This is a genomic window from Xanthobacter variabilis, from assembly GCF_043831965.2.
Lineage (GTDB): Bacteria > Pseudomonadota > Alphaproteobacteria > Rhizobiales > Xanthobacteraceae > Xanthobacter.
In genome coordinates this window covers 2434316-2458929 of the sequence record NZ_CM195533.1, presented here as the reverse complement: position 1 = coordinate 2458929, position 24614 = coordinate 2434316, and the positions used below count along the sequence as shown (strand labels likewise).

Sequence of the window (24614 nt, the reverse complement as noted above, 5' to 3'; positions counted from 1 at the left end):
GTGTCCACCGCCGAGAGCGCCCTCCCCCGCCCGCCTCTCTCCTTCTTTCGCCGCAGCTGGCGCTCACGGCACGATGGTGAGCATCAGGTACACGCCAAACAGGATGAGGTGCACGATGCCGTTGAGCGCATTGGTGCGTCCCGTGCCGAACGAGACGATGGACAGCACGAAGGTCAGCACCATCATGGTCCTGTCCTCCGGATCGAGGCCCAGCACCATGGGCAGGCCGAGCATCATGCTGATGGCGGCCATGGCCGGAATGGTGAGCGCGATGGAGGCCAGCGCCGAGCCCAGGGCGATGTTGAGGCTGTGCTGCAGGTGATTGCGGCTTGCCGCGCGCACGGCGCTGATGCCCTCTGGCAGAAGCAGCAGGGTGGCCACCAGCGCGCCGGTCACCGCGTCGGGATCGGCAAGGGGAAAGAGCGCGAGGAAATCCTCGAAGCTGCCGGCCACGTGGTCGGAAAGGCTCACCACGCCCGCCAGGCTCAGCAGCAGCATGCCCACCGCAAAAAAGAAGCGCCTCAGTGAAGGGCGCCTGTCGCTCTGCTCATCATCGATGCCGACGAAGTGCTCAGTGTAGCGCACGGTCTGCATATAGAGAAAAGCCGCATAGAGGCCGACCGCGACAAAGGCCATGAAGCCGAGCTGGAACGGTGTGAACTGGCCCGTGGCACCGTCGCGCGTCTCGCTCGGCAGGATCAGCAGCATCACCCCGAGCGCGATCAGCACCGAAAGGAAGCCCGCCACCCCCTGCTGCTGAATCACCTGTTCGCGGTGCTTCAGGCTGCCCAGGAGCAGGCACAGGCCGACAATGCCCGTGTTCACGATCATGATGACCGAGAACACCGATTCGCGGACCAGGGTCGGATTGTGGGAGGCGTGCAGCATCATGGCCGCGAGCACCGACACCTCGATCAGCGTGACCGAGAGGGTCAGCACCAGGGTTCCATAGGGCTGGCCCAGGCGCGCCGCCGCCACGTCCGAATGCGCCACCGCCGAGAAGGAGGAGCCGCAGAGAAACAGCACCGCAAGCAGCCCGCCCACAAGGCGCGCCTCGCCCGCTACCCCCGGTGGCGCGGCATCGGGAGCGAGCTGGGGCACCAGCGCCAGCAGGACGGCCAGGCCGACCGCCAGGAAGGGGAAAACAAAGGCATAGGCGCCAAATCGTGTCTTCCTCACGCTGCCACCTCGCAGTGCGCGAACCGCGCCGCTCTCCCACATCGGCGCAGTCCGTGCAAGGCATTGTCAGGGCGCGATTGCGCGTCCCGCCGCCTTCCGCTGCGCGAGCAGGCAGAGATAGATGGAAGCCAGCGTCGCGCCGGCCAGCGCCGTGACCTCCGCATGGTCGTAGGGCGGCGAGACCTCGGTCACGTCGAAGCCCTTGAAATCGAGCCCGCCCAGGCGCTTGAGGCAGGAAATCGCCTCCCGGGTGGTAAGCCCGCCGCAGACCGGTGTGCCGGTGCCCGGCGCGAACGCGGGATCCAGGGCATCAATGTCGAACGAGAGGTAGACCGGGGCATCGCCCACCCGCTCGGCGATGCGCGCGGCCACCGCCGCCGGCCCCAGGTCTCCCGCCGTCTGCGCATCCAGGATCTCGATGCCGAAGGTGTTGGGCGCGTGGGTGCGAATGCCCACCTGGATCGAACGATCGGTGCGAATCAGGCCATCGCGCACGGCGCGGGTGATCATGGTGCCGTGGTCCACCCGGTCACCCGCGTCATCCCAGGTATCCTGGTGGGCATCGAACTGCACCAGGGCGACCGGCGCGCCGGTACGCGCCACCAGCGCCTTCAGCACCGGATAGGTCAGGAAATGGTCGCCGCCGAGGGTGATGAGGTGGCTGCCGCGCGCATAGTGCGCCCCCGCCTGATCGCGGATGGAGGCGGCGATGCCGGCCGGCACGCCATAATCGAACACACAATCGCCGGCATCCGCCACGTCGAGGGTCTCGAACGGGTCGATGCCGAAGGGATAGAAGGGGTCGCCATCCAGGATGCTGGAGGCCGCGCGGATCGCCCGCGGCCCGAACCGGGTACCGGGCCGGTTGGAGACCGCCACATCAAGCGGCACGCCCCACACCACGATTTCCGCCCCGCCGCCATCGCGCGCGTAGCGCCGGCGCAGAAACGAGGTGACGCCCGAATAATTCGGCTCGGTGGACTGGCCATGCCGGAAGGTGGGGTCCAGCGCCCGATCCACAGGACGCGGCAGCACGGGTTGAGTCATCAAATACCTCTCAGCTCGACGGAGCGGCCGGCGCATGATATCCAGCCCGTGTGATCATGCCACTTCTTACGGGCGCGCACCTGAAGGGTGTAGCATTCGCACACGGCCGCAACCTTTCCACCGCCCATGGCGCGTGGAAGCGGCAGCAAGTGCCCTCTCCCCGTGAAGACCGCCAGATCCGCCTCGGTTTTCCGGCAACCCGGTAGCGTGCATGACGCTTCATGTTCCGACCATGCTTTTCACGTCGGCCATGATGAGCGGCCTTGTCGCCGCATTGCAGTTCTTTGTCAGCTATCGCCTGCAGAATCAGGCCCTGGTCTACTGGGCCATGGCGAGCTTCGCCATGGCCAGCGGCGCCGCGATCCTCGGCATGCGCGCCGAGTTTCCGCCGGCCGTCTCCATCATTATCGGCAATGGCCTCGTTTTCGCGGCTCTGGGGCTCACCCTCTCAGGCGTGCGCGTGTTCGACGGCCGCACGCCGATGCTGGGCACCATCTTCCTCGGCACCCTTGTGGGCGCGGGGCTGCTGTTCGTCTCGCTGCTGTTCGGCGATTACCTGGGGCAGCGGATCATCATCTTCTCGCTGGTCGTGGGATGCTGGGGGGTGCTGGCGGCCTCGACCCTCCTGCACAAGCCAGCGCGCGATGACTGGTCGCTCACGCGCACCGTCTGCGCCGTGCTGCTGCTGCTCCTGGCCATGATCTATTTCGGCCGCGCCGTCGCGGTGGCCACCGGGTGGGTGCATGTGGTCGATGCCGCCTCGGGCACCGCGCAGGGGCTACTCGTGCTGGTCGGGCTCGCGCTCTCCACCAGCTGGAACTTCGGCTCCCTCTATATGGTGCTGGACCGCCTGGCCTCCACCGACGACCTCACCGGCCTCTTGAACCGGCGCACGACCCTGCGGCGCGGAAGGCGGCTGTTCGAGGAGGCACTCCTGCGCCAGCGCGCGATGTCGATTTTGATGGTGGACCTCGACCACTTCAAATCCATCAATGACCGCTTCGGCCATCATGTGGGCGATGCGGTGCTGCGCAGCTTTGCGGAGACGGCGGCACGCAGTCTTCGCCCGGGAGACCTGATCGGGCGGCTGGGCGGCGAGGAATTCTGCGTCATCCTGCCCGGCGCGGACGCCAGCGCCGCCAGCGAGGTGGGCGAGCGCCTGCGCCGTATCACCGAGCGGGAGCTGCGCTATGTCTCCGGCATGCCGGTCAATGTCACGGTGACGGTGGGCGTGGCCACGCTGCACCCGGCGGGCCTCACCGTGCCCGCGCTCTCCAACCTCATCCGCTCGGCGGACGAGGCGCTGTATCGCGGCAAGTCGGAAGGGCGCAATCGCGTGCACCCCTCCCACTCCGCCTGCGGCGCCGCCGGCTGATGCCGGAACACGGCTGCGCCGGGGGCCTGAAGCCGGGCTGAGGAACCTCAGCCGCCAATCCTGGCATTGTAGACTTCTTCGCCCGGCGTGCCGGGAGCATCGAGGGAATCCAGCGTCACCGAAAGACGCGCCGTGCCCGGCGCGCTGCCGGCGAGAAGGCGACCCAGGTCGGAAACCGTCACCATCTCGCTTGCGAACGTGCCAAGCAGATGGGTGCCGCCACCCTCCGTCTTCAATCTCAGCTGATAGATGTATCCCGGCGGGGCCGGCTCCGCCGCGATGATCCGCAATTCCGTGCGCCCGGAGCGCTCATCGAGCCGCAGGCGCACCTCCGTCGGCGGATTGGCGACGAACACCGGCGCCAGCTCCACCCGTCGCGGCTGCGGCGCGCCGTCGCCGCGCCAATGGGCCAGCATGTCGGAGCCAATGCCCAGGCCAAGCGCCACCGCCAGGGCGCCGACCGCCCAAAGCACCCGCGCACGCCGAGAACCGCGTGGCGACGGCTCCACCGTGCGCAGGGGCGGCAGCGGCCTTTCGGCCTCATCAGAGGTCGGCACAGCCGCCTCCCCGGCTTCGCTCCCGGCAACTCCCGCATCCTCCGGCCGGTCCGATGGCGGCTTGCCACTTTCTCCCGGCTTCGATCGCGCGCCAGCGCCGCGCGCAGGCGCCGCGTCAGGGCGTTCGACAGCAACCTCATCCTGGGGCTGAGACGCACCCAGCTCCGGGATTTCAGCCCCCTTCGTCCGCGCAGCGGTTTCCGCGACCGGTTCCGCCGTTGGGGTGGGGCCCTCCGGCGAAGGGGCAGGTGGCGCCTTCGCCTTGATCCCCAAGGACTTGACCTCAGGCTCCAAAGCCCGCTTCGCCGAGAGCGCGACGGCGGTCGGCCTGCGTTTCACCACGGCCTTGACGATCGGCCGCGCGTCCAATGGCGCTGCCAACCCATCCCTGCCGGAGACCGCATCGGCAGCGGGTGGCGCGCGACCGGGCACCATGGCCGGAACCCGGGACTTGGGCCCGACATTCTCTGCCCGCTCCCGCAGTTTCGGCCAAGCCGGCACCCAGCGCGGCGGCCCCTCCCCGTCGGCAGCCACCTCCCCCGCACCGGGAGGCTCGGCCCCCGCCTCCGTCTGCACCGCGTCACCATCGCCCGCCGTGTCGGAAGCCGACGACCCAAGCTCTGCCACCGGGACAGCCCCGCCCTCCGGGAGCCGCTCCGGAGCCTCCGCCGAGGCCACGGGAGCGGTGTCCTGTGGCTCGCCGGACACCTCCTGATCGGTCGCAGCAGCGGTCGGCACCGCCGCCGCTTCAATATCCCCAGAGCGAGCCGGATCGGCGCGCTCTCCGGAATGCGAGGCTTCCGTTTCACTGGGCGAGGGCTCGGGCGCGCGGCCCGAGACGGCAGCCGGCCCGGCATCCGTTGGCGCCGGAGGCTCCTCGATCGAGAGCGCAATCGGGACCTCGACGGCATCGCCGCGAGGCTCCTGATTGGCCGCCTCGACCGCGGACAGGTCAGCCGCCTGAGCGTCCCCGAAGCGCACTGCCTCATTCGCCGGCTCGCCGGAAGCAACGGCTTGAGCCTCAACAGGCTCTGACCCACGTTCTCCAGCCGGGGTTGCTGCCATGTCCGCCTGAAACACCATCTGGGGTGCTTCCGGCCCCGGCGCTTCAGTCGCCTCAACGGTTTCGCGGCCGCGATCCTCATTGGGCATCTCGACGGCGGACAGGGCGGCGGTTTGATCGTCTCCGAAGTGGGCAGCTTCATTGGCTGGTTTGCCGGAGGGCGCCGCCTCCGCCTCGACGGGTTCCGGCCTATGGTCGCCGTCCGCGATCGCAGCCTTCTCCGCCCGCATCACCACCCGGAATTCCTCGGGCTCCAGCTCTTCAGTCGCCTCGACGATTTCGCGGCGGCGGTCCTCATTGGGCGTCTCGACGGCGGACAGGTCCGCGCCGTCACCGTCTCCGGCAGGACTCCCAGCATTGGCCCGTTCGCCAGAAGGCGCAGCCTCAGCCTCTACAGGCTCCGCCTCGCGTTTGGCGTCCGCGATCGCGGCCGCTTCGGCCTGCATCACCACCTGGGGCTCTTCCGACCCCGGCGCCTCAGTCGCCTCGACGGTTTCGGGGCGGCGGTCCGGATTGACTGCCTCGGCGGCGGACAGGTCGGTGCCTTCACCGTCTCCGGAGCGAGCGGCTTGATTGGCCGGCTCGCCGGAAGGCGCGGCTTCGGCCTCGACGGGCTCCGGCCCGCGTTCGGCGTCCGCGATCGCAGCCGCTTCGGCCTGCATCACCACCTGCGGCTCTTCCGACCCCGGAGCTTCAGCCGCCTCGACTGTTTGGCGAGGGAGGTCCTCATTGGCCGCATCGAGGGCGGACAGGTCAGCGGCTTGATCGTCCCCGAAGTGTGCGGCCTCAATAGCCGGAGCGCCGGAAGGTGCGGCCTCGGCTTCAAGAGGCTCCGCCCCGCGTTCGGCGTCCGAGATCACAGCCGGTTCGACCGGCATCACCACCTGGGGCTCTTCCGACCCCGGCGCCTCAGTCGCCTCGACGGTTTCGGGGCGGCGGTCCGGATTGACCGCCTCGGCGGCGGACAGGTCGGCGCCTTCACCGTCTCCGGAGCGAGCGGCTTGATTGGCCGACTCGCCGGAAGGCGAGGCTTCGGCCGCAGCCGGCTTCGGCCCGCGGGCGCCGTCCGCAGCGAGCTCCGTCTCGGCTTCCAACAGGGCCGAGAACTCCGGCATCGAGGGCGCGGGCTTGGTCTCCCCTGGTTCGCTGGAGGGCTCCGGGCTGGCGGCCTCGACCGCGGAGAGGTCGGCGGCTTCGCCGTCGGGGGTGCGAGCCGCCGCATCTTTGGGCTCACCGACAGGCACGGCCGCGGTCTGAGCAGGCTCTGGCAGCCCGTCCACCTCCGCTGCGGAGAGGACCGGAGCGTCGCCGGCCGCCAGCACCGGCGCAGCATCTCCGGTTTCGCCGGCCGGCGCCTCACCGGCCTCGGCGCCAACAGCGTGGGCGGCAGCTTCGCCCTGCTCCGCCGAAGTAGCGGCAGCGGCGGGTTCGCTGACGGGAGCGACCTCCGTCTCAGCCGGTGTCGGCTGGTGCTCGCGGGCCGCAATGGCTGCCGCCGGAATTGCCTGAGGCGCCTCGGCATCGAGCCTGGACATGGCGTCCCCGGGCGCGCTTGTGGGCGCAGGCTCCAGAACGGGCTCGCGGGCGGATCCGTCATCGGCGCCCGCGGCCGCCACAGTCGCGGGTCGGGCCGTGGGCTCGTCCGTCGCGGCCGCCGCCAGGGCCTCCGGAGGCGCCTGGGGCTCCTCGGCATGGAGCCTGGACATGGCGTCCTCGGGCGCGCTTGTGGGCGCATGCTCCGGAACGGGCTCGCGGGCGGATCCGTCGTCGGCGCCGGCGGCCGCCACAGTCGCGGGTCGGGCCGTGGGCTCGACCGTCGCGGCCGCCGCCAGGGCCTCCGGAGGCGCCTGGGGCTCCTCGGCATGGAGCCTGGACATGGCGTCCTCGGGCCCGCTTGCGGGCGCGGGCGGGGCCTCCGCCGGTTCTCCCAGGGGCAAGGGCTCGGCGGCTTCACGAATAAGCGGAATGTCCGCGTCCGTCTCGTCGTCGGCGAAAAGGAGCGCCTGCAGCTCTTCCGTCAAGGCCGCGAGACCCGCGGCTGACGCGGCGGCGCTGGAATCGGGGAGTTCCGGCTCAATGTCGGCCTGCGAGGCGCCTGCCTGCGCAGCGGGCAATTCCCCGGCCCCTGGGGCAGAGGGATGCGCCGCAGCGTCCTCAGCCGGGCCGGATGGGTGCGCCTCCACGTCCATCGACAGAGGCCTGGCGGGGCCCGCCTCAATGCGGTCCTCCCAGTCCACCAAGGGCTCGGAAGCGGAGGCCTCGCCGGTTTCCATGGCGGGCACCGGCTCGGCGTCAGCAAGCGTCTCCGGCAATTGAAGCGGCGCGCCAGCCGCCTCAACGTCGCCGCGCGGCGCGGGCTCAATGGTATCGAAGGCGGGCGCCGTATCGGCGCGGGCCGCTTCGTCCGCCCGGCCCCCTGAAGCGGCATCCGCCTCGGCACCTGCCGGCGCAGGACGGGAGCGGACAGGTGGGCCCACCGACGTCCCCTCATCAATGGGCGAGGCGCCGTCCGCATCGGTCGCCGGAGCTTCCACCGATCCTGACGCGGGCTCATCGGGGACATGCGGCGCCATGCCGGCGGGGGTCGGAACGGCCTCGTTGCCGTCGTCCTCCACCAACTGCGTCACTTTGAACTCGGGCAAGACAACCGCCGGAACCAGGGCCAGCGCGGCAGTACCGGACTGCGCCTCCCCGCCCTTTTCCGCCACGGGCGACATGACCGGCGGCGCTTCGGGGGCGGTGTCTGGCGAGCTGTGGCGCGGCTCCTGGGCGCGCTCGGCGCGCACGTCCGGCGCAACGGCCTCGGGCACCGTCATATCATCGCGGATATGGGGAATGGGCGCCGCGGCTTTGCCAGCCGAGCCTCGCCCGTGCCGCGAAGACCGCTTTGGCGGCTCGGGGGGCGCGACATCTGGGGGGGCGATCTCGAGCGGTGCCTTTGGCTCCCGGGCGTCATCGCGCGGGGCCTCGCCAACCTCCGGCGGACGGGACCGCAATCCCCGCACCAACCCCTTAACGGCGTGGAACGGGGCGCTCAGCGCCTTGCCGACCCCGCCCTTGGCCGTCTCGCCGGGCTTGCGACGCCTGGCGTCCGCCTCCCCTGCGGCGGCGTCCGCCGGCTCGGCGGGCGGCAGCTCCTGGCCCTTCCGGCCCCGCCCGCGACGGGAACCGAACATGCCGGAGCGCGAATCACTAAGGTCTTCCTCAATGCTGAGCCACAAAGCGGGCGGCGGCGCGATGGGCGTCACCAGCTCGTAGAGCGGCGCCAGCGCCCGCTCCCATGCCCGCACCCGCGCCGCGAAGGAGATGTCCACCGCCATCCGGGTGCGCACCTCCGCCCGTTCGGCGGCATCGAGAGTGCCGATGACGAATTCCGCTGCGAGGGCGTCGTCCCGCGTCATGCCCGGATCCCGAGCACGGTGGCGAGCTGCTGGATGCTGCGCCCCAGCCAGGCGCGCACGCCGGCGGCCGGAACGTCGAAATAGACGCCCAGCGCTTCGCGCGTCCAACCATCATAATAAGCGAGAAGCATCATGCGGCGGCGCTCTTCGGACAGGGTGCCGAGCCCGGCGAGAAGGCGCATCAGCCCCTTGCTGCGCCCGGGCAAGGCCAGCGGATCCTCCGCCGGCTGGGTGACGCGGAACGGCTCGAACGCATCAAGACCACCATGCTCGCGGGCCACATCCAGCGCCGCGGTGCGCGCGATCACCACCATCACCGCCAGCGGGTCGTGCTGCTCCGCCAGGGTTCCGGCCTGGGAAAAGATCTGGCGGTAGGTGCGCCGCATGGCCTCGGTGGCGAGCTCCGGCCGGCGCACGAGGCGCAGAACGAGGCCGTAAAGCTTGGGTGAGGACAGGGCATAGACGCGCTCGCGCGCGGCGGCGTCCGTGGCTGTCGACAGCAGGGCACGAAGCTCTCGGTGGGGCGTCACGGCCGTCACACCTCCCTCGCCGCCGCGCGCAAAGGCGCCTCCAGGCGGCATCCACAGCGGGATCAGCGGTTCCACGCCTGGCCGGGAGACCGACGCGCGGACACGCATCATTCAAGCGCTCGGGCCGGGCGGATGACCAGAGGAAACATCACCACGCGCCGCAAGCAGGCCTGCGCCTCAGGCGCGGGAAGCGTCCGCGTGGCGCCACACGGCCCGGCGCCCGCCCATTTCGGGCTTGGCCGCGCGGTCCAGATCGTCGGCGGCCTCGGCCAGGGCCAGGTCGGCTTCCGCTTCCGAAAGGGCAGTGCTGGCGGCGGCGCGCTGGGCGGCAAGGTCTTCCACCGAGCGACGCAGGTTGTCGCGACGGCCGCGGGCGGCATGGGCCAGCGGCGGATAAGCGAAATGGGCGGGATCGCTGATGCCGGAGCGCTGCTCCTCGGCCGCGATGTCGCGATCGAGATCAACGGCCATGCGCTCGAAGTCGGCGATCATGGCATCAATCTGAGCGAGACGCCGGCGGGCATCATCGATCTGAAACTTCTTGGCGCGAATCAAGGGCTCTCGCGACTTCATCGCCGTCAACTCCGGTACGCAATGACGCAATGCGGTCCGAGCAACCCCGGACCCCTCTCAACAGGCGCCACAATGCCGGCCGGCGGTTGCCCCTTTCTTACCGCCGACCCCTCCGCTGCGGAAAATCGCAACAGATCGTCCGCCGGAAACCAATCGTTTACCGCCTTCGTTAATCATGGCTCCACGGTTCGAACGAGGCCCGCGAGGCGCCCGCTCGAACGCCGCCGGAAGGTGCTCGGCAACGGGTGGTACGGGGGCTCGGCAGGGGCAAAAAACAGTTAAGTGCTTGGTGGCGATTCGCTCTTCGCAACCGTGCACAATTGTTTTGCCACAAGGCCTTGTCCGCGAGAATCGGGGTCTGCTATCGATTCACCACACGTTACGCGAATCACCCCGACGGCCGAGCAACGGAAGTCGCCATCGCCGCCTTCCGAACAGTTGCGAGGAAAGGGATTGCCATGCGCGTCTTGCTCATCGAAGACGACAGTGCGACGGCCAAGGGCATCGAGCTGATGCTCAAGACCGAAAACTTCAACGTCTACACGACCAACTTCGGTGAGGAGGGCGTCGATCTCGGCAAGGTTTACGAGTATGATATCATTCTGCTCGACCTGAACCTGCCGGACATGTCCGGGTTTGAAGTCTTGCGCAACCTCCGCGTTGCCAAGGTGAAGACCCCCATCCTCATCCTCTCCGGCCTTGCCAATACGGAAGACAAGGTGAAGGGCTTCGGCTTCGGCGCCGATGACTACCTCACCAAGCCCTTCCACAAGGACGAGATGGTGGCGCGCATCCACGCCATCGTGCGCCGCTCCAAGGGCCACGCTCAGTCGGTGATCCAGACCGGCGACCTCGTCGTCAACCTCGACACCAAGACGGTGGAGGTCGAAGGCGCCCGCGTGCACCTGACCGGCAAGGAATACCAGATGCTGGAGCTGCTCTCGCTCCGCAAGGGCACGACCCTCACCAAGGAGATGTTCCTCAACCATCTCTATGGCGGCATGGACGAGCCCGAACTGAAGATCATCGACGTCTTCATCTGCAAGCTGCGCAAGAAGCTGGCCAACGCCTCTTCCGGCAAGAACTACATCGAGACGGTCTGGGGCCGCGGCTATGTGCTGCGCGAGCCGGCGGTCGGTGCCGAGCGGATGGCGGTCTAGCCCGTTTCTGGCGACACGGAGACCCGTTCACGCCACGGCGCGTCGAGGCAGGTTTCAGAGCGAATGACGTGCGCCCAGGCGAACGCAAGAGCGCTCCGTGCCGTATCGTCCCTTTCTTTCGAAGAGTGTCCTCGCAAGCGCGATGCCCCGCCCATCCGGTGGGGCATTCTGCGTTTGGGGCCGCGTTGCGTATCGACACAGCGAGCCCGCGCGCATCTCCCGGTTTTACGGAACCGAGGAAATGCGCCAGGTCATCGACTTAACGCGCCTTTTCACGCGAACCGGCATCCCCGGTGCCCGAAGACGCTCTAGCGCGTGGTTGCGGTGAGCGTCACCAGCTCGTCTTCGGCCGAAAAGCTGACGACCATGCCGCACGCCCGCGCCAGCAGACCGGCATAGAACGGCTGGATCACCTGCGCCGCCAGACCGCCCTCGGGGGCGATCCCCGCCACCAGGGCCTCGGCGCCGCTGGGAATGCGCGCCTTCGGGCCGCGCGCGGCCAGCACGAAGCCCATCTGCTCACCCTCGCCCAAGGGCATCACCCGGATCACGCCACCGCGCGCCACCGAGGCCGCGGCGATCAGCATCAGGTTGAGCAGCATCTTCACCTTGTTCTTGGACTGGAACTCGCGCGGCAGCATCCATTCGATCCGCGTGCGATCATCCTCAATCATTCCGCGCGAGACCTGCTCGGCGTCCCCGAGATCCAGCTGCGCGCCCGCGGAGCCGGCGGCGCCGAAGGCCAGACGCGTGAACTGCAGGCGGGCGGAAGCCTGCCGCGCGCTCTTGGTGATGAGCTCCAGCGCCGCCTCGCGCATGTCGGCGGCGTCCTCATCCTCCAGCACCTCAATGCCGTTGACGATGGAGCCCACAGGACTGATGACATCGTGACACACGCGCGAGCACAGCAGGGCCGCGAGATCGAGCGCGGAGATGGACACCACCGCATCCGGCGCGGTCATGTCGGGCGACGTCGCGTCGGGCTGGTTCACGTCGGGGCTGTTCACGTCGGACATGGGGCGGGGCTTCCGGGCGCGCTGCGTTTCCGGGCCGGCAGCCGTCCGCCGGGGCGGACCCTCGGCGGCACGTGAAACCACATGGATGAAGGCCGGCTCTGATACACCCGGCGATGGTCCGCCCACAAGCCGCCGTCGACAGCCCACCGGCGGGCGGCTAGAAAGCGGCCATGACTTCCCCCGCTTTTACCCCCGGCGCCCCTTTCCGCGCGCCCGCCCCCACCGACGCTTCCCTGCTGGCCGGCCTTGCTGAAGCGGCGCTGGCGGCAGGCGTCGCCATCCGCCGGATCGAGGCGGAGGGCATCGAGGCGCACCTGAAGTCCGACATGAGCCCGGTCACCGCGGCCGATGGCGCTGCGGAAGAGATCATCTGCGCCGCCCTCGCCAAGCTGGCGCCCGGCGTGCCCGTGGTGGCCGAGGAGGCCATGTCCGACGGCGCCAAGGTCACCTGCGGATCCCGCTTCTTCCTGGTGGACCCTTTGGACGGCACCCGCGAGTTCATTTCCGGCAATGGCGAGTACACGGTCAATATCGCGCTGGTGGAAGATGGCGTCCCGGTGCTGGGCGTGGTCTACGCTCCGGCGCGGGCGGCCCTGTTTGCCGGCCGGCCCGGAGGCGCCTTCCATGCGTTGCGCGCGCCCGGCGCCCCGGTGGATGCGCAGGACTGGACGCCCATTGCCTGCCGCCCCATTCCAGAAGGTCCGCTGGTGGTGGCAGCCAGCCGCTCCCACAACGACCCCGCCACCGACGCCCTGGTGGCGCGGTACCCCGTGGCGGAATACATTCCCGCCGGATCCGCGCTCAAATTCGGCCTGCTGGCGGAAGGGCGGGTGGATTTCTATCCGCGCCTCGGCACGGTGATGGAGTGGGATTGCGCGGCGGGTCACGCCGTGGTCGCCGCCGCCGGCGGCCACCTCACCCGCCCCGATGGCAGCCCCCTCACCTATGGGCATTCGGACGAGGGCTTCAAGGTGCGCGGCTTCCTTGCCTGGGGTGCCGGCACGCCGCCCCAGCCCGCCGGTTAACCGGGCGATAAGCCCCACGGCCGATCGTGGACGCGGCCCCAGGCGGCGCGATGGCACTGCGCCACCGTCGCCTTTTCACGGTCACAGTGCTGAGAATAATCAGCGGCCGAGTCGCGGCACCCGCCGTCCCGAAGCTAACCGCGAGATCCCGTCATGCGCTTCTCCCCGAGCTTCCTCTCGAGTGTTCCCCGCCGCGCAGTGCTGCGCCACATGCTGGCCGCCAGCGTGGCCGCGGCCACGCTGGGCGCCGTGCCGGCGATAGCCCAACAGCAGCAACCGCCTGGCACCTATTCCAGCGGCGAGCTGGTCAGCAAGGGCCACTCTTTCTTCGGCAGCGTCTCGCGCGGGCTTGCCCTTTCCATCGAGAAAGCCGTGTCCCAGTGGGGTGAACCCAATGGCTACATCCTGGGCCAGGAGGGGTCCGGGGCCTTCGTAGGCGGCCTGCGCTATGGCGAGGGCGTGCTCTACACCCGCAATGCGGGGGACATGAAGGTGTATTGGCAGGGCCCGTCCGTGGGCTGGGATTTCGGCGGCGATGGCGCCCGCACCATGATCCTGGTCTACAACCTGCGCAGCGTGGAAGACGTGTTCCGCCGCTTCGCCGGGATTTCGGGCTCGGCCTATGTGGTGGCCGGCTTCGGCATGACGGCCCTGGGCGCCGATGGCATCGTGGTGGTACCCATCCGTTCGGGCGTGGGCGTGCGGCTCGGCGCCAATCTGGGCTATCTGAAGTTCACCTCCAGCCCCACCTGGAACCCCTTCTAAGGTCAAGACCGCGAGCCGGCGCCCCTCCCCTTCGGTAAGGAGGCGGGTAACGTCCGGACTGGTGCGCCGTCGCCAACTCTGGCATGAATGGGCAAGAGATCCGCGCTCGCGGATCCAAGCTGAAGGACAAGGGCCGACGTGATCGAGCAGATCATGTATTTCGCTTTGGGCGCGCTCATCGCGACGCTGGTGGCCCTGCTCGTTCTGCCGGCCGTGTGGCATCGTGCGGTGCGGCTGACCACGCGGCGCGTGGAAGCGGCCGTGCCCGTCTCGCTGTTCGAGGTGCAGGCGGACAAAGACCAGCAACGCGCCTTCTTCGCCCTCAACCAGCGCCGGCTGGAGCTGCAGGCCGACACCATGCGGGAGGCCATCGCCGCCCATGCCGCCACCATTGAGCACCAGCGGCTGAAGATCATGGAGCTGGAGCAGGCGAAAGCGGCGCTGGAGGAACAATCCCGCCGGCTGGAGGGCCTCAATGCGGAGCAGGCGGTCCTCATCGGCGAGCTGCAGGACCAGGTGGCGGATCGCGCCGCCACCGCCGGTCGTCTCGATGCCGAAATGGGGGCTCGCCTGACCGACCTGACCGAAGCCAACGAGATCATCGCGCGGCTGCAGGCCGACGTGGAGCGGCTGACCGCGACACTCTCCACGCGCGACGATCAGGTGCGCGCGCTGGAAGCGGACCAGGCCCGCCTCCTGACCGAAGGCGGCACCACCTCGGACAGCTCGGACCTCGCCTTGCGCGCCGCCTTGACGGAGCTTGCCGCCAAGGTAGTCGTTCTCACCGCCCAGGTGGAAGGCGCCGCCTCACCCATACCCGCTCTGGTGGCGAACGCCCGCAAGGGAGACACCAGCCTCGCGAGCCGCATCCGCGCCCTGCTCAACGAGACACCCCAGGCCGCAGAATAGGCGTACGCCGCGCTGATAGCGCGCCACGCGCCCTTCGCCCGAAGGGCGCCGTCGTAGAAATGCGCGCGTCGCGAGGCTCATGCCCGACGACGTCCCGCGGAGGGCCCATCGACATTTAATGCCTGTGGCGCGGCTCTTGAACGCCCGCCAACATACCCCTCATGCCGCGGCTCCCGCTCCCCGAGCGGGGGGCTATCCAGGGAGGCAAGACATCGGCCCCCCGCGCTGAGGCAAGGGACGACACTACGGAACGCCCGGTCGCCTTGCCGCCTTCCGGTCCGCCGCCGTTCCCCCGTCGCCGCTCAGGAAGGATCCGGCCAGACATCCGGAATGCGCCTGCGCTGAGGCAAGGAAGGACGCTGCGGGACGCCACGGTGCCTTGCCGCCTTCTGGTCCGCCGCGACGCCCCTCCCACGCAAACGGGATGGGCCCAGCCTCTTTCGCGCGCACTCTCCCGACGGTCAATCAAGCCCCGGGGTTCATCCCAAGCCCCGCGAGACCGTCCCCGCGAGACCGTCCCCGTGAGACCTTCCCGCCTGCGCATCACCCGCCGCGCACAACGCTCCGGACGCCGCCGCACCCGTGAGCGCAGCGAAGTCGCACGAACGGCACGAAACGGGGCTCGTCTCAGGCGAACTGCGAGTGAGAGAAGCTCAGGTGCGGCGCTCGCACCGGCTCCGGCGCCACCGCCGGCGCGTCGGGCCGGAAGGTCATGACGGCCAGCGTCGGCGTGGCGATGAGCAGAGCCGCGAACAGCAGCACCACCAGCGAAATGAGGAGGGACGAGCTGCGCCAGGTGCCCGCGTCCGCTCGTGACGAGCTGGAAAAGGCCGGACGGGCAGACAGAAGGACAGGCCGGGTGACAGATGAAGCCATGGCGGGTATCCTTTCGAGCATCCTTTTCGACCCCTGCGCCCACGCGCCGAAAGCGCATGAACACAGCCTCGGCCGGCCCGCAAACTGGAACCGGCCGGGAGCGTTCAACCGCCGCGCAGACTCCCCCCGCGCCCGTGAAGCAGTCTCACGGGCCCTGCAAGCGATGTCCGTTCGGGGTGCCTCTCTCCGGTCCGCCGCGCCGGTGGAGAGGTGTGAAAGAAAGGTTAACCCGGGCCGCGAAGTTCCCGTTCCCGGCATTCACGAATCCGAGAGAATCACGACGCCGCGCAGCGGCTGATTTTCGCTGCATTGCAGCGCGCGCGAGCAGTTGCGCCGAGGGGAGTTGCGCAACATCGTTCCCGTCCCTGATATGGGGGCATGATCGACAAGCTCGAATACCTCATCGCCCTGGCCCGCGAGCGTCACTTCGGCCGCGCCGCCGAAGGGTGCGGCGTCACCCAGCCCACCCTTTCGGCAGGCATCAAGCAGCTCGAGGACATGCTGGGCGTGTTGCTGGTGCAGCGCGGCTCTCGCTTCATGGGCTTCACGCCCGAGGGTGAGCGGGCGCTGGAATGGGCACGGCGCATCGTGTCCGACGCGCGGGCCATGCGGCAGGATATCGATGCCCTCAAGCGCGGCCTGTCGGGCCCGCTGCGCATCGCCGCCATTCCCACCGCCTTGCCCATGGTGGCAGCGCTCACCACCCCGTTCCGCGCCCGCCACCCGGATGTGCGGTTCACGGTGATTTCGCGCAACTCACTGGAAATCCTGAGCGATCTTGAGAACCTCGAGATTGACGCCGGCATCACCTATCTGGACAACGAGCCCCTCGGCCGGGTGAACACGGTGCCGCTTTATCGCGAGCGCTACCGGCTCGTGACCGCCGCCAATGCTCGCTTCGGCGACCGCACCAGCGTGACATGGGCCGAGGTGGCGGAACTGCCCCTGGCCCTCCTCACGCCCGACATGCAGAATCGCCGGATCGTGGACGATCTGCTGGCGGCGGCGGGGGCGCGACCGAAACCCACCCTCGAATCCAACTCCATGACGGTGCTGTTCACCCATGTGCGCACCGGCCTTTGGGCCAGCGTCATGCCCGCCATGCTGGCCGATTCCCTGGGCCTCACGGCGCTGGTGCGCTCCATTCCCATTCTGGAGCCGGACATCTCCCACTCCATCGGCCTCGTGGTCCCCCACCGGGAGCCGACCACGCCCGTCATCTCCGCCTTGGTGGCGGAGGCGCGACGCATTGCCCCGAAGCTCGACCAGCAGGTGCTGGCCGATCCCGCCCTTGCCGCGATGCAATAAACGCGATGCCCGCGCACGCGGGTACACATAGAAAAGTCCGATCAATCCAGGCGCTGGAGGCGCGGCACATGCCATTTTGCCGCACCTTCGGCGCCTGTATTTTCACGTCGACCATGCTGATGGGGGCGGTCAACCATAGAAATGTTCTATTGCACCATCCCACGGCTGCATTGATCCCCGCCGCTTTTGTGACAGTCTGTTTGAAATCATCACAAGAAAGGGCCGCCCCGAGCGGCCCCGATGTGCACAGTCTGACGCGGGAAGGCGGACGCCCATGGCGGTCTATGAGGATTGGAGCACCGAGCGCGCGGCTCAGGTGATCGCGGAGCATCGGCACCTGGAGGGTGCCACGATGCCCATTCTGCACGCCTTGCAGGAAACCTTCGGCTTCGTGCCCGATCCGGCGGTGCCCATGATCGCGGAGAGCCTCAACCTCTCCCGCGCGGAGATCTATGGCGTCCTGACCTTCTATCACGACTTCCGCCGCGCGGCCCCGGGCCACCATGTGGTGAAGATGTGCGCGGCCGAGGCGTGCCAGTCCATGGGCGGCAAGGCACTGGCCGATTATGCCGAGGACAGGTTCGGCGTGGGCATGGGCGAGACCTCGCCCGACGGCAAGATTACCCTGGAACCCATCTACTGCCTGGGCCTGTGCGCCTGCTCCCCCTCCGCTTTGGTGGACGGCCAGCTGGTCGGCCGGCTCGATCGTGCCGCCATCGATGAGATGGCCGAGTGCTTCGCCGCCGGCAAAGACTTCGGAGACGCGTGATGAAGTCCCCCCGCATCTTCGTTCCCAATGACGCCACCGCCGTCGCCTGCGGCGCCAACCGGGTCGCCCATAAGCTGGAGCATGAACTGCTCGCCCGCGGCGTCACCGCCGACATCACCCGCAACGGCTCGCGCGGCCTGTTCTGGCTGGAGCCGCTGATCGAGGTGGAGACCGAGAAGGGCCGCGTGGGCTACGGGCCGGTGAAGCCCGCGGATGTGGAAAGCCTGCTGCATGCCGGCCTGCTCCACGGCGGCGACCACCCTTTGTGTGTCGGGCTGGTGGATGACATCCCCTATCTCAAGAAGCAGACCCGCCTCACCTTCGCCCGCGTGGGCATCATCGACCCGCTCTCGCTCACCGATTACGAGGCCCATGGCGGCTATCGCGGCCTGAAGCGGGCCATTGAGATCGGCCCCTCCGCCACCGTGGAAGAGGTGGTGGAAAGCGGCCTGCGCGGTCGCGGCGGCGCCGGCTTTCCCACCGGCATCAAGTGGCGCACCGTGGCCGCCGCCCCGGCCGAGCAGCGCTACATCGTCTGCAATGCGGACGAGGGCGACAGCGGCACCTTCGCCGATCGGCTCATCATGGAGGCGGACCCGTTCTGCCTCATCGAGGGCATGACCATTGCCGGCCTCGCGGTGGGCGCCACGCGCGGCTATGTCTATTCGCGCTCGGAATATCCCCTCTCCTTCGTGGTGATGGAAAAGGCCATCGAGAAGGCGCGCGACGCGGGGTTGCTGGGCAAGAACATCCTGGGCTCGGGACACGATTTCGACCTTGAGATGCGCATGGGCGCGGGCGCCTATGTGTGCGGCGAGGAAACCGCCCTTCTGGAAAGCCTGGAGGGCAAGCGCGGCCTGGTTCGCGCCAAGCCGCCGCTGCCGGCGCACAAGGGCCTGTTCCAGCAGCCCACCGTCATCAACAATCTGGTGTCGCTGGCCACCGTGCCTGTGATCCTGGACAAGGGCGGCAGCTTCTATCGCGATTTCGGCATGGGCCGTTCGCGCGGCACCATGCCCATCCAGCTCGCCGGGAACATCAAGTATGGCGGCCTGTTCGAGACCGCCTTCGGCATCTCGCTGGGCGAATTGGTCAACGACATCGGCGGCGGCACGGCGTCCGGCCGGCCGGTGAAGGCAGTGCAGGCGGGCGGGCCGCTCGGAGCCTATCTGCCGGTTTCCCAGTTCGACACGCCGTTTGATTATGAGGCCTTCGCGGCGAAGGATGCGCTCATCGGCCATGGCGGCATCGTGGTGTTCGACGACACGGTGGACCTGGCGCGGATGGCCCATTTCGCCATGGAATTCTGCGCCCATGAGAGCTGCGGCAAGTGCACGCCCTGCCGCATCGGCTCCACCCGCGGCGCGGAAACCCTCGAAAAGGTGATCGCCGGCGAGAAGCGGGAGCAGAATCTCGAACTGCTGCGCGACCTTTGCGACACCATGAAGCTCGGCTCCCTCTGCGCTTTGGGCGGATTCACGCCCTATCCGGTGCTGAGCGCCCTCAACCATTTCCCGGAAGACTTCGGCGCCACGCCGAGCCTGCCGGCCGCCGCGGAATAATGGAGGAACACCCATGTCCCTCATCAACGAAATCGACTACGGCACGCCGGCTTCCAAGTCCGAAAAGCTGGTCACCCTCACCATTGACGGCATGAAGGTCAGCGTGCCGGAAGGCACCTCCATCATGCGGGCGGCCATGGAGGTGGGGAACCAGATCCCCAAGCTCTGCGCCACCGACATGCTGGACGCCTTCGGCTCCTGCCGCCTCTGCCTGGTGGAGATCGAGGGCCGCAACGGCACTCCGGCCTCCTGCACCACCCCGGTGGCCGAGGGCATCGTGGTGAAGACCCAGACCGAGCGGCTGAAGCGGCTGCGCAAGGGGGTGATGGAACTCTACATCTCCGACCACCCGTTGGACTGCCTCACCTGCTCCGCCAATGGCGATTGCGAGTTGCAGGAGATGGCCGGCGTGGTGGGCCTGCGCGAGGTGCGCTACGGCTATGAGGGCGAGAACCACACCACCCTCGGCAAGGACGAGTCCAACCCCTATTTCACCTATGAGCAGTCGAAATGCATCGTCTGCAATCGGTGCGTGCGGGCGTGTGAGGAGGTGCAGGGCACCTTCGCGCTGACCATTTCCGGCCGGGGCTTCGACAGCCGCGTTTCGCCGGGCATGAACGAGCCCTTCCTCACCTCCGAATGCGTGTCCTGCGGCGCCTGCGTGCAGTCCTGCCCCACCGCGACGCTGAATGAAAAGTCCATGGTGGAGATCGGCACCCCCGAGCATTCGGTGGTGACCACCTGCGCTTATTGCGGCGTGGGCTGCGCCTTCAAGGCGGAGATGCGCGGCGACGAGCTGGTGCGCATGGTGCCCTACAAGGACGGCAAGGCGAACCGCGGCCATAGCTGCGTGAAGGGCCGCTTCGCCTATGGCTATGCCACCCACCAGGACCGCATCCTGAAGCCCATGATCCGCTCTTCCATCACGGAGCCGTGGAAGGAAGTGACCTATGAGGAGGCGATCCAATACGCCGCCTCCGAGTTCAAGCGGATCCAGGAGAAGTATGGCAAGCGCGCCGTTGGGGGCATCACCTCGTCCCGCTGCACCAATGAAGAGACCTATCTGGTCCAGAAGCTGATCCGCGGCGGCTTCGGCAACAACAATGTGGACACCTGCGCCCGCGTCTGCCACTCGCCGACGGGCTATGGCCTTTCCCAGACCTATGGCACCTCGGCCGGCACCCAGGATTTCGACAGCGTCGAGCAAACCGACGTGGTGCTGATCATCGGCGCCAACCCCACCGATGGGCACCCGGTGTTCGCCTCCCGCCTCAAAAAGCGGCTGCGCCAGGGCGCCAAGCTCATCGTGGTTGACCCGCGCCGCACCGACATCGTGCGCTCGCCCCATATCGAGGCGGCCTACCATCTGGCGCTGAAGCCGGGCACCAATGTCGCCATCGTCACCGCCTTGGCCCATGTGATCGTCACCGAGGGCCTGGTGAATGAAGCCTTCGTGCGCGAGCGCTGCGACTGGGAGGATTTCCAGGAGTGGGCGGCCTTCGTGGCCGACGAGCGCCACAGCCCCGAGGCCGTGGAGAAATATACCCAGGTGCCGGCCGACCTGGTGCGGCAGGCGGCCCGCCTCTATGCCACCGGCGGCAATGCGGCCATCTATTATGGCCTCGGCGTCACCGAGCATTCGCAGGGCTCGACCACGGTGATGGCCATCGCCAACCTCGCCATGGCCACCGGCAATATCGGCCGCGAGGGTGTGGGCGTGAACCCGCTGCGCGGGCAGAACAATGTGCAGGGCTCCTGCGACATGGGTTCCTTCCCCCATGAGCTGCCGGGCTATCGCCACATCTCCGACGACGCCACCCGCGCCTCGTTCGAGGCCCTGTGGGGCGTCAACCTGGACGACGAGCCGGGCCTTCGCATTCCCAACATGTTCGATGCCGCGGTCGATGGCACCTATAAGGGCATGTATGTGCAGGGCGAGGACATTTTGCAGTCCGACCCGGACACCCACCATGTCTCGGCCGGCCTTGCGGCGCTTGAATGCCTGGTGGTGCAGGACCTGTTCCTGAACGAAACGGCCAATTACGCCCACGTCTTCCTCCCCGGCTGCACCTTCCTGGAGAAGGACGGCACCTTCACCAATGCGGAGCGGCGCATCCAGCGCGTGCGCAAGGTGATGGCGCCCAAGAATGGCTATGCCGACTGGGAGGTGACCCAGATGCTCGCCAATGCCATGGGCTTCAAGATGGACTACGGCCATCCCTCTGAGATCATGGACGAGATCGCGGCTCTCACCCCCTCCTTCGCGGGCGTGAGCTATGCCAGGCTCGACGAGCTCGGCTCGGTGCAGTGGCCCTGCAACGAGAAGGCCCCCGCCGGCACGCCGGTGATGCATATCGGCGGCTTCGTGCGCGGCAAGGGCAAGTTCATGCTCACCGAATACGTGCCCACCGACGAGAAGACCGGGCCGCGCTTCCCGCTACTGCTCACCACCGGGCGCATCCTGTCCCAATACAATGTGGGTGCCCAGACCCGGCGCACGGCGAACGTTGCCTGGCATCCGGAAGATGTGCTGGAAATCCACCCCTTCGACGCCGAGAACCGGGGCATCCGCGACGGCGATTATGTGAAGGTGGAAAGCCGCGCCGGCTCCACCTCCCTGAAGGCGGAGATCTCGGAGCGGGTGGCGCCGGGCGTGGTCTACACCACCTTCCACCACCCGGTGACCCAGGCCAATGTGGTGACCACGGACTATTCCGACTGGGCCACCAATTGCCCGGAATACAAGGTCACCGCCGTGCAGGTCTCGCCCTCCAACGGCCCGACCCCGTGGCAGGAAGAATATGAGGACCTGACCCGCAAGAGCCGCCGCATCGCCGCGGAAGCTGCGGAATGAAGCCGGGCATGCCGGGCGAACACCTTTTCACCCGGCATGCTCCAGGGGCTGCTTCCACGCAATTCCAGGCGTGGGCCAGATGCGCGCCTCCGCCGGAATTGCCTTGAGCGGATCGCCCCGGGCGACGCCGCTCCTCCCGCCGGGGTCTCCCTCGCCCCGGCGGGAATGGCGCATCTGAAGCGCCGCCGTTTCCCGATGCCCGGCGCGGACGAAGCGACCCGTTCCGGGCAAAACGTAGATTGAGGACCCGAAGGGCCGCCCCTATGGCCGACACGCCCGTTTCCCCCCTCTCCTGCCCTGCGGCGCAGGAGCTTCCCGCTCCGCCGCCGGCGCGGCGGGTGGAGCGCGCGCAAGTGCGGGAGGGCGCGGTTTCCCAGGGCCGCCGCACCGTGCCGGAGGAAACCCCCGTCGCCCTTACCTTCAACGGCACCACCCATGCGGTGATGATGGCGACACCCGCGGACATTCCCGCCTTCGCCCTGGGCTTCGCGCTCACGGAAGGCATCGTGGCGTCGCCCGCGGACATCCTGTCCATCGAGGAAATCGTGGTGGAGGACGGCATCGAGGCGCGTCTCTGGATCGCGGAAGAGAAGATGCGCACCCTCTCTGCCCGCCGCCGGGCACTGGCCGGGCCCACCGGCTGCGGCCTGTGCGGGGTGGAGAGCCTGGCCGAGGCGGTGAAGCCCGCCGCCCATGTGGCCTGCGATCTGGTGCTGACCCCAGAGGAGATCCTGGCCGCCATGGCCGCCCTTGGCCCGCTGCAGGAGATCAATCGCGAAACCCGCGCCGTGCACGCCGCCGCCTATGCCGAGCCCGGCGCCGGCATCCGCGCCGTGGCGGAGGATGTGGGCCGGCACAATGCCCTCGACAAGCTGGTGGGCCTTGCCGTCACCGGCGGCTTCGACACGTCGAAAGGCCTGCTGCTGCTCACCAGTCGGGTGTCCATCGAGATGGTGCAGAAGGCGTCGGTGCTGGGCACCGGCATCATCGCGGCGGTCTCGGCCCCCACCTCCCTCGCCATCCGCACCGCCGAGGCCGCGGGCATCACGCTGTGTGCCGTGGTGCGCACCGACGGCTTCGAGATTTTCACCCACCCCGGGCGCATCGCGCTCGGCAGCCCACATGAACGGCCCGCTTATGTCGCATAGCACCGCGGAAAAGCTCGTCTATATGGCGAACCAGATCGCCACCGCCTTCGCCCAGCAGAGCCACGAGGCGGCGGTGGACGCCACCCGCACACATATCGCCAAGTTCTGGGATCCGCGCATGCGCGCCAAGATCGCGGAGCATGTGGCGGCCGGTGGCGAAGGTCTCTCCAGCGTCGCGAAGGAGGCCCTGGAAGGGCTGCCACCCGTCAGGGCCGCCTGAGCGGCACTTCAGCCGGGGCTGATCAGACCACCTCGGCGGGGGCGAGCGCGCACGCCATGCGCCCCTCTTCCACCTGCAGCACCGAATGGGAAATGCCGAAGCGCGCCTTCAGCTCCCGCATGGTGCTGTCCAGGAACGTATCGTCGAGGCTCGCCCCCGGGCGCACCAGATGGGCGGAGAGCGCCGCATCGGTGGTGGAGAGGCCCCAGATGTGCAGATCGTGCACCTCGCTCACCCCCGGCAGGGCGGCAAGATAGGCTTCCACCTCCGCGCGGTCGATGTGCGCCGGCACGCTGTCGAGCGCGAGATCCACGCTGTCGCGCGCCAGGCCCCAGGTGGACACGATGATGACCACCGCGATCACCAAGGACACGGCCGAATCGAGCCACAGCCACCCGGTGAAGGCGATGAGGCCGGCGGCGATCACCACGCCCACCGAGACCGCCGCATCGGCCGCCATGTGCAGGAAGGCGCCGCGCACATTGAGGTCGCTCTTGCGTCCGGACATGAACAGCATGGCCGTGCCAAGATTGACGGCGACGCCCACCAGCGCGGTCGCCATGACCACGCCAGTCTTCACCGGCTCAGGATCCTCCAGGCGCGACAGAGCTTCGATGATGATGGCGCCGGTGCCCACCAGCAGCAAAATGGCGTTTGCGAGAGCCGCGAGGATGGAGGAGCGCCCGTAACCGAAGGTGCGCCGCGCGGTGGGCGCCCGGCGCGACAGCCACGCCGCGCCCCAGGCCAGCAGCAGGCCCAGCACGTCCGAGAGATTATGGCCGGCATCGGCCACCAAAGCGAGCGATCCTGCCCAAAGCCCTAGCAGAACCTCCACCACCACGAAGCCGAAATTCAGCGACGCGCCAATGGCGAAGGCGCGCAGGGATTGGGGCATGGCATGGGAATGACCCGCATGGTCATGGCCCGCATGGCCGTGACCTGTGTGGGAATGACCCGCGTGGGACTGACCCGAATGGGAATGTCCAGAGTGGGAATGCGCGTCGTAAGCCTGGTCCTCACCCGCATGGTCCCCGTGGAGGGCCTCGTCATGCGCCTGATGGGCGTGGCCTTCCGTCGCGTGGGCTGCGCCTGGGCCATCGGAATGCGGGTGGGTGTCGCCGTCATGGTGCGCGGGGGCGTGCTCGTGCGCGCCACCGGAGGAAGCGGATGCCGGGCGCGGGACAGATGCCCCCTGCGCTCGCGGCGATCCCTTATCGGTCGTGCCTGCCTCCGCCTCCGGCCCGCTCATGCCACGCCCCCTCGCCCTGAAGATCCGA

Annotated in this window: 19 protein-coding genes; 11 read left to right on the top strand and 8 right to left on the bottom strand. The window is 68.5% G+C overall.

The window, feature by feature from the left end; all coding sequences use genetic code 11:
- Nucleotides 1-63 precede the first annotated feature (63 nt).
- Together V5F26_RS10650 and speB are read right to left on the bottom strand one after the other, a co-directional pair.
- Nucleotides 64-1179: a calcium:cation antiporter gene (locus V5F26_RS10650; RefSeq protein ID WP_234052045.1), complete on the bottom strand. Its 1116-nt coding sequence runs from the start codon at nucleotides 1177-1179 to the stop codon at nucleotides 64-66.
- Between the two features lie 66 nt (nucleotides 1180-1245).
- Entirely contained in the window at nucleotides 1246-2226 is a 981-nt protein-coding gene (gene speB / locus V5F26_RS10645) for an agmatinase (protein ID WP_394057491.1), read from the bottom strand.
- A gap of 232 nt (nucleotides 2227-2458) precedes the next feature.
- Between speB and V5F26_RS10640 the strand changes: the two genes are divergently transcribed.
- Nucleotides 2459-3601 (top strand): GGDEF domain-containing protein, encoded by a 1143-nt coding sequence (locus tag V5F26_RS10640; RefSeq protein WP_234052047.1) that lies wholly within the window; start codon nucleotides 2459-2461, stop codon nucleotides 3599-3601.
- Between the two features lie 47 nt (nucleotides 3602-3648).
- Here V5F26_RS10640 and V5F26_RS10635 read toward each other — a convergent pair whose 3' ends face one another.
- The 3 genes from V5F26_RS10635 to V5F26_RS10625 all read right to left on the bottom strand — a co-directional run bounded on the left by V5F26_RS10635 (nucleotide 3649) and on the right by V5F26_RS10625 (nucleotide 9725).
- Nucleotides 3649-8622 (bottom strand): hypothetical protein, encoded by a 4974-nt coding sequence (locus V5F26_RS10635; RefSeq protein ID WP_394945899.1) that lies wholly within the window; start codon nucleotides 8620-8622, stop codon nucleotides 3649-3651.
- Entirely contained in the window at nucleotides 8619-9152 is a 534-nt protein-coding gene (locus V5F26_RS10630) for a sigma factor-like helix-turn-helix DNA-binding protein (protein WP_394945898.1), read from the bottom strand. The genes V5F26_RS10635 and V5F26_RS10630 overlap by 4 nt, the downstream gene beginning before the upstream one ends.
- 177 nt (nucleotides 9153-9329) lie before the next feature.
- Nucleotides 9330-9725: a flagellar export protein FliJ gene (locus V5F26_RS10625; RefSeq protein WP_394945897.1), complete on the bottom strand. Its 396-nt coding sequence runs from the start codon at nucleotides 9723-9725 to the stop codon at nucleotides 9330-9332.
- A 458-nt stretch (nucleotides 9726-10183) separates the two neighbouring features.
- On the opposite strand from V5F26_RS10625, the gene ctrA reads away from it, so the two are divergent.
- Nucleotides 10184-10885 carry a response regulator transcription factor CtrA gene (gene ctrA / locus V5F26_RS10620; RefSeq protein WP_234052051.1) on the top strand — a complete coding sequence of 234 codons (702 nt, stop codon included), beginning with the start codon at nucleotides 10184-10186 and terminating at the stop codon, nucleotides 10883-10885.
- A 308-nt stretch (nucleotides 10886-11193) separates the two neighbouring features.
- Here the strand turns inward: ctrA and chpT are convergent, their stop codons facing one another.
- Nucleotides 11194-11901, bottom strand: coding sequence for a histidine phosphotransferase ChpT (gene chpT / locus V5F26_RS10615; protein WP_370640721.1), 708 nt, complete (start codon nucleotides 11899-11901; stop codon nucleotides 11194-11196).
- A gap of 170 nt (nucleotides 11902-12071) precedes the next feature.
- On the opposite strand from chpT, the gene cysQ reads away from it, so the two are divergent.
- From cysQ to V5F26_RS10600, 3 genes are all read left to right on the top strand, one after another.
- On the top strand, nucleotides 12072-12926 hold the full coding sequence (gene cysQ, locus V5F26_RS10610; RefSeq protein WP_394057488.1) for a 3'(2'),5'-bisphosphate nucleotidase CysQ: 855 nt from the start codon (nucleotides 12072-12074) through the stop codon (nucleotides 12924-12926).
- 153 nt (nucleotides 12927-13079) lie between these two features.
- Nucleotides 13080-13691: a DUF1134 domain-containing protein gene (locus V5F26_RS10605; RefSeq protein ID WP_394945895.1), complete on the top strand. Its 612-nt coding sequence runs from the start codon at nucleotides 13080-13082 to the stop codon at nucleotides 13689-13691.
- Between the two features lie 138 nt (nucleotides 13692-13829).
- Nucleotides 13830-14600, top strand: coding sequence for a hypothetical protein (locus V5F26_RS10600; protein WP_394057487.1), 771 nt, complete (start codon nucleotides 13830-13832; stop codon nucleotides 14598-14600).
- A 627-nt stretch (nucleotides 14601-15227) separates the two neighbouring features.
- Here the strand turns inward: V5F26_RS10600 and V5F26_RS10595 are convergent.
- Nucleotides 15228-15476, bottom strand: coding sequence for a hypothetical protein (locus V5F26_RS10595; RefSeq protein WP_234052054.1), 249 nt, complete (start codon nucleotides 15474-15476; stop codon nucleotides 15228-15230).
- A 378-nt stretch (nucleotides 15477-15854) separates the two neighbouring features.
- On the opposite strand from V5F26_RS10595, the gene V5F26_RS10590 reads away from it, so the two are divergent.
- From V5F26_RS10590 to V5F26_RS10565, 6 genes are all read left to right on the top strand, one after another.
- Nucleotides 15855-16784, top strand: a complete 930-nt coding sequence (locus V5F26_RS10590; RefSeq protein WP_234052055.1) for a LysR family transcriptional regulator — start codon at nucleotides 15855-15857, stop codon at nucleotides 16782-16784.
- 274 nt (nucleotides 16785-17058) lie between these two features.
- Nucleotides 17059-17553, top strand: coding sequence for a formate dehydrogenase subunit gamma (locus tag V5F26_RS10585; protein WP_394057486.1), 495 nt, complete (start codon nucleotides 17059-17061; stop codon nucleotides 17551-17553).
- On the top strand, nucleotides 17553-19115 hold the full coding sequence (locus V5F26_RS10580; RefSeq protein WP_394945894.1) for a formate dehydrogenase beta subunit: 1563 nt from the start codon (nucleotides 17553-17555) through the stop codon (nucleotides 19113-19115). The genes V5F26_RS10585 and V5F26_RS10580 overlap by 1 nt, the downstream gene beginning before the upstream one ends.
- Before the next feature lie 13 nt (nucleotides 19116-19128).
- A complete protein-coding gene (fdhF, locus tag V5F26_RS10575) occupies nucleotides 19129-21969 on the top strand; it encodes a formate dehydrogenase subunit alpha (RefSeq protein WP_234052058.1) in 2841 nt (946 codons plus the stop codon).
- 263 nt (nucleotides 21970-22232) lie between these two features.
- The gene (gene fdhD, locus V5F26_RS10570; RefSeq protein ID WP_394057484.1) at nucleotides 22233-23117 is read left to right on the top strand and encodes a formate dehydrogenase accessory sulfurtransferase FdhD; all 885 of its coding nucleotides are present in this window, start codon (nucleotides 22233-22235) and stop codon (nucleotides 23115-23117) included.
- Entirely contained in the window at nucleotides 23107-23337 is a 231-nt protein-coding gene (locus V5F26_RS10565) for a formate dehydrogenase subunit delta (protein WP_394057482.1), read from the top strand. Before fdhD ends, V5F26_RS10565 begins: the two co-directional genes overlap by 11 nt.
- A 22-nt stretch (nucleotides 23338-23359) precedes the next feature.
- Here V5F26_RS10565 and V5F26_RS10560 read toward each other — a convergent pair whose 3' ends face one another.
- The gene (locus V5F26_RS10560) at nucleotides 23360-24232 is read right to left on the bottom strand and encodes a cation diffusion facilitator family transporter (protein ID WP_394945893.1); all 873 of its coding nucleotides are present in this window, start codon (nucleotides 24230-24232) and stop codon (nucleotides 23360-23362) included.
- Nucleotides 24233-24614 lie beyond the last annotated feature (382 nt).

What these genes read in the sequence shown, in the direction of transcription:
- speB (WP_394057491.1), bottom strand. Translation starts at nt 2,226, where the DNA reads ATGACTCAACCCGTGCTGCCGCGTCCTGTGGATCGGGCGCTGGACCCC.
- V5F26_RS10640 (WP_234052047.1), top strand. Translation starts at nt 2,459, where the DNA reads ATGCTTTTCACGTCGGCCATGATGAGCGGCCTTGTCGCCGCATTGCAG.
- V5F26_RS10635 (WP_394945899.1), bottom strand. Translation starts at nt 8,622, where the DNA reads ATGACGCGGGACGACGCCCTCGCAGCGGAATTCGTCATCGGCACTCTC.
- V5F26_RS10625 (WP_394945897.1), bottom strand. Translation starts at nt 9,725, where the DNA reads ATGAAGTCGCGAGAGCCCTTGATTCGCGCCAAGAAGTTTCAGATCGAT.
- ctrA (WP_234052051.1), top strand. Translation starts at nt 10,184, where the DNA reads ATGCGCGTCTTGCTCATCGAAGACGACAGTGCGACGGCCAAGGGCATC.
- chpT (WP_370640721.1), bottom strand. Translation starts at nt 11,901, where the DNA reads ATGTCCGACGTGAACAGCCCCGACGTGAACCAGCCCGACGCGACGTCG.
- cysQ (WP_394057488.1), top strand. Translation starts at nt 12,072, where the DNA reads ATGACTTCCCCCGCTTTTACCCCCGGCGCCCCTTTCCGCGCGCCCGCC.
- V5F26_RS10605 (WP_394945895.1), top strand. Translation starts at nt 13,080, where the DNA reads ATGCGCTTCTCCCCGAGCTTCCTCTCGAGTGTTCCCCGCCGCGCAGTG.
- V5F26_RS10595 (WP_234052054.1), bottom strand. Translation starts at nt 15,476, where the DNA reads ATGGCTTCATCTGTCACCCGGCCTGTCCTTCTGTCTGCCCGTCCGGCC.
- V5F26_RS10590 (WP_234052055.1), top strand. Translation starts at nt 15,855, where the DNA reads ATGATCGACAAGCTCGAATACCTCATCGCCCTGGCCCGCGAGCGTCAC.
- V5F26_RS10585 (WP_394057486.1), top strand. Translation starts at nt 17,059, where the DNA reads ATGGCGGTCTATGAGGATTGGAGCACCGAGCGCGCGGCTCAGGTGATC.
- V5F26_RS10580 (WP_394945894.1), top strand. Translation starts at nt 17,553, where the DNA reads ATGAAGTCCCCCCGCATCTTCGTTCCCAATGACGCCACCGCCGTCGCC.
- fdhF (WP_234052058.1), top strand. Translation starts at nt 19,129, where the DNA reads ATGTCCCTCATCAACGAAATCGACTACGGCACGCCGGCTTCCAAGTCC.
- fdhD (WP_394057484.1), top strand. Translation starts at nt 22,233, where the DNA reads ATGGCCGACACGCCCGTTTCCCCCCTCTCCTGCCCTGCGGCGCAGGAG.
- V5F26_RS10565 (WP_394057482.1), top strand. Translation starts at nt 23,107, where the DNA reads ATGTCGCATAGCACCGCGGAAAAGCTCGTCTATATGGCGAACCAGATC.
- V5F26_RS10560 (WP_394945893.1), bottom strand. Translation starts at nt 24,232, where the DNA reads ATGCCCCAATCCCTGCGCGCCTTCGCCATTGGCGCGTCGCTGAATTTC.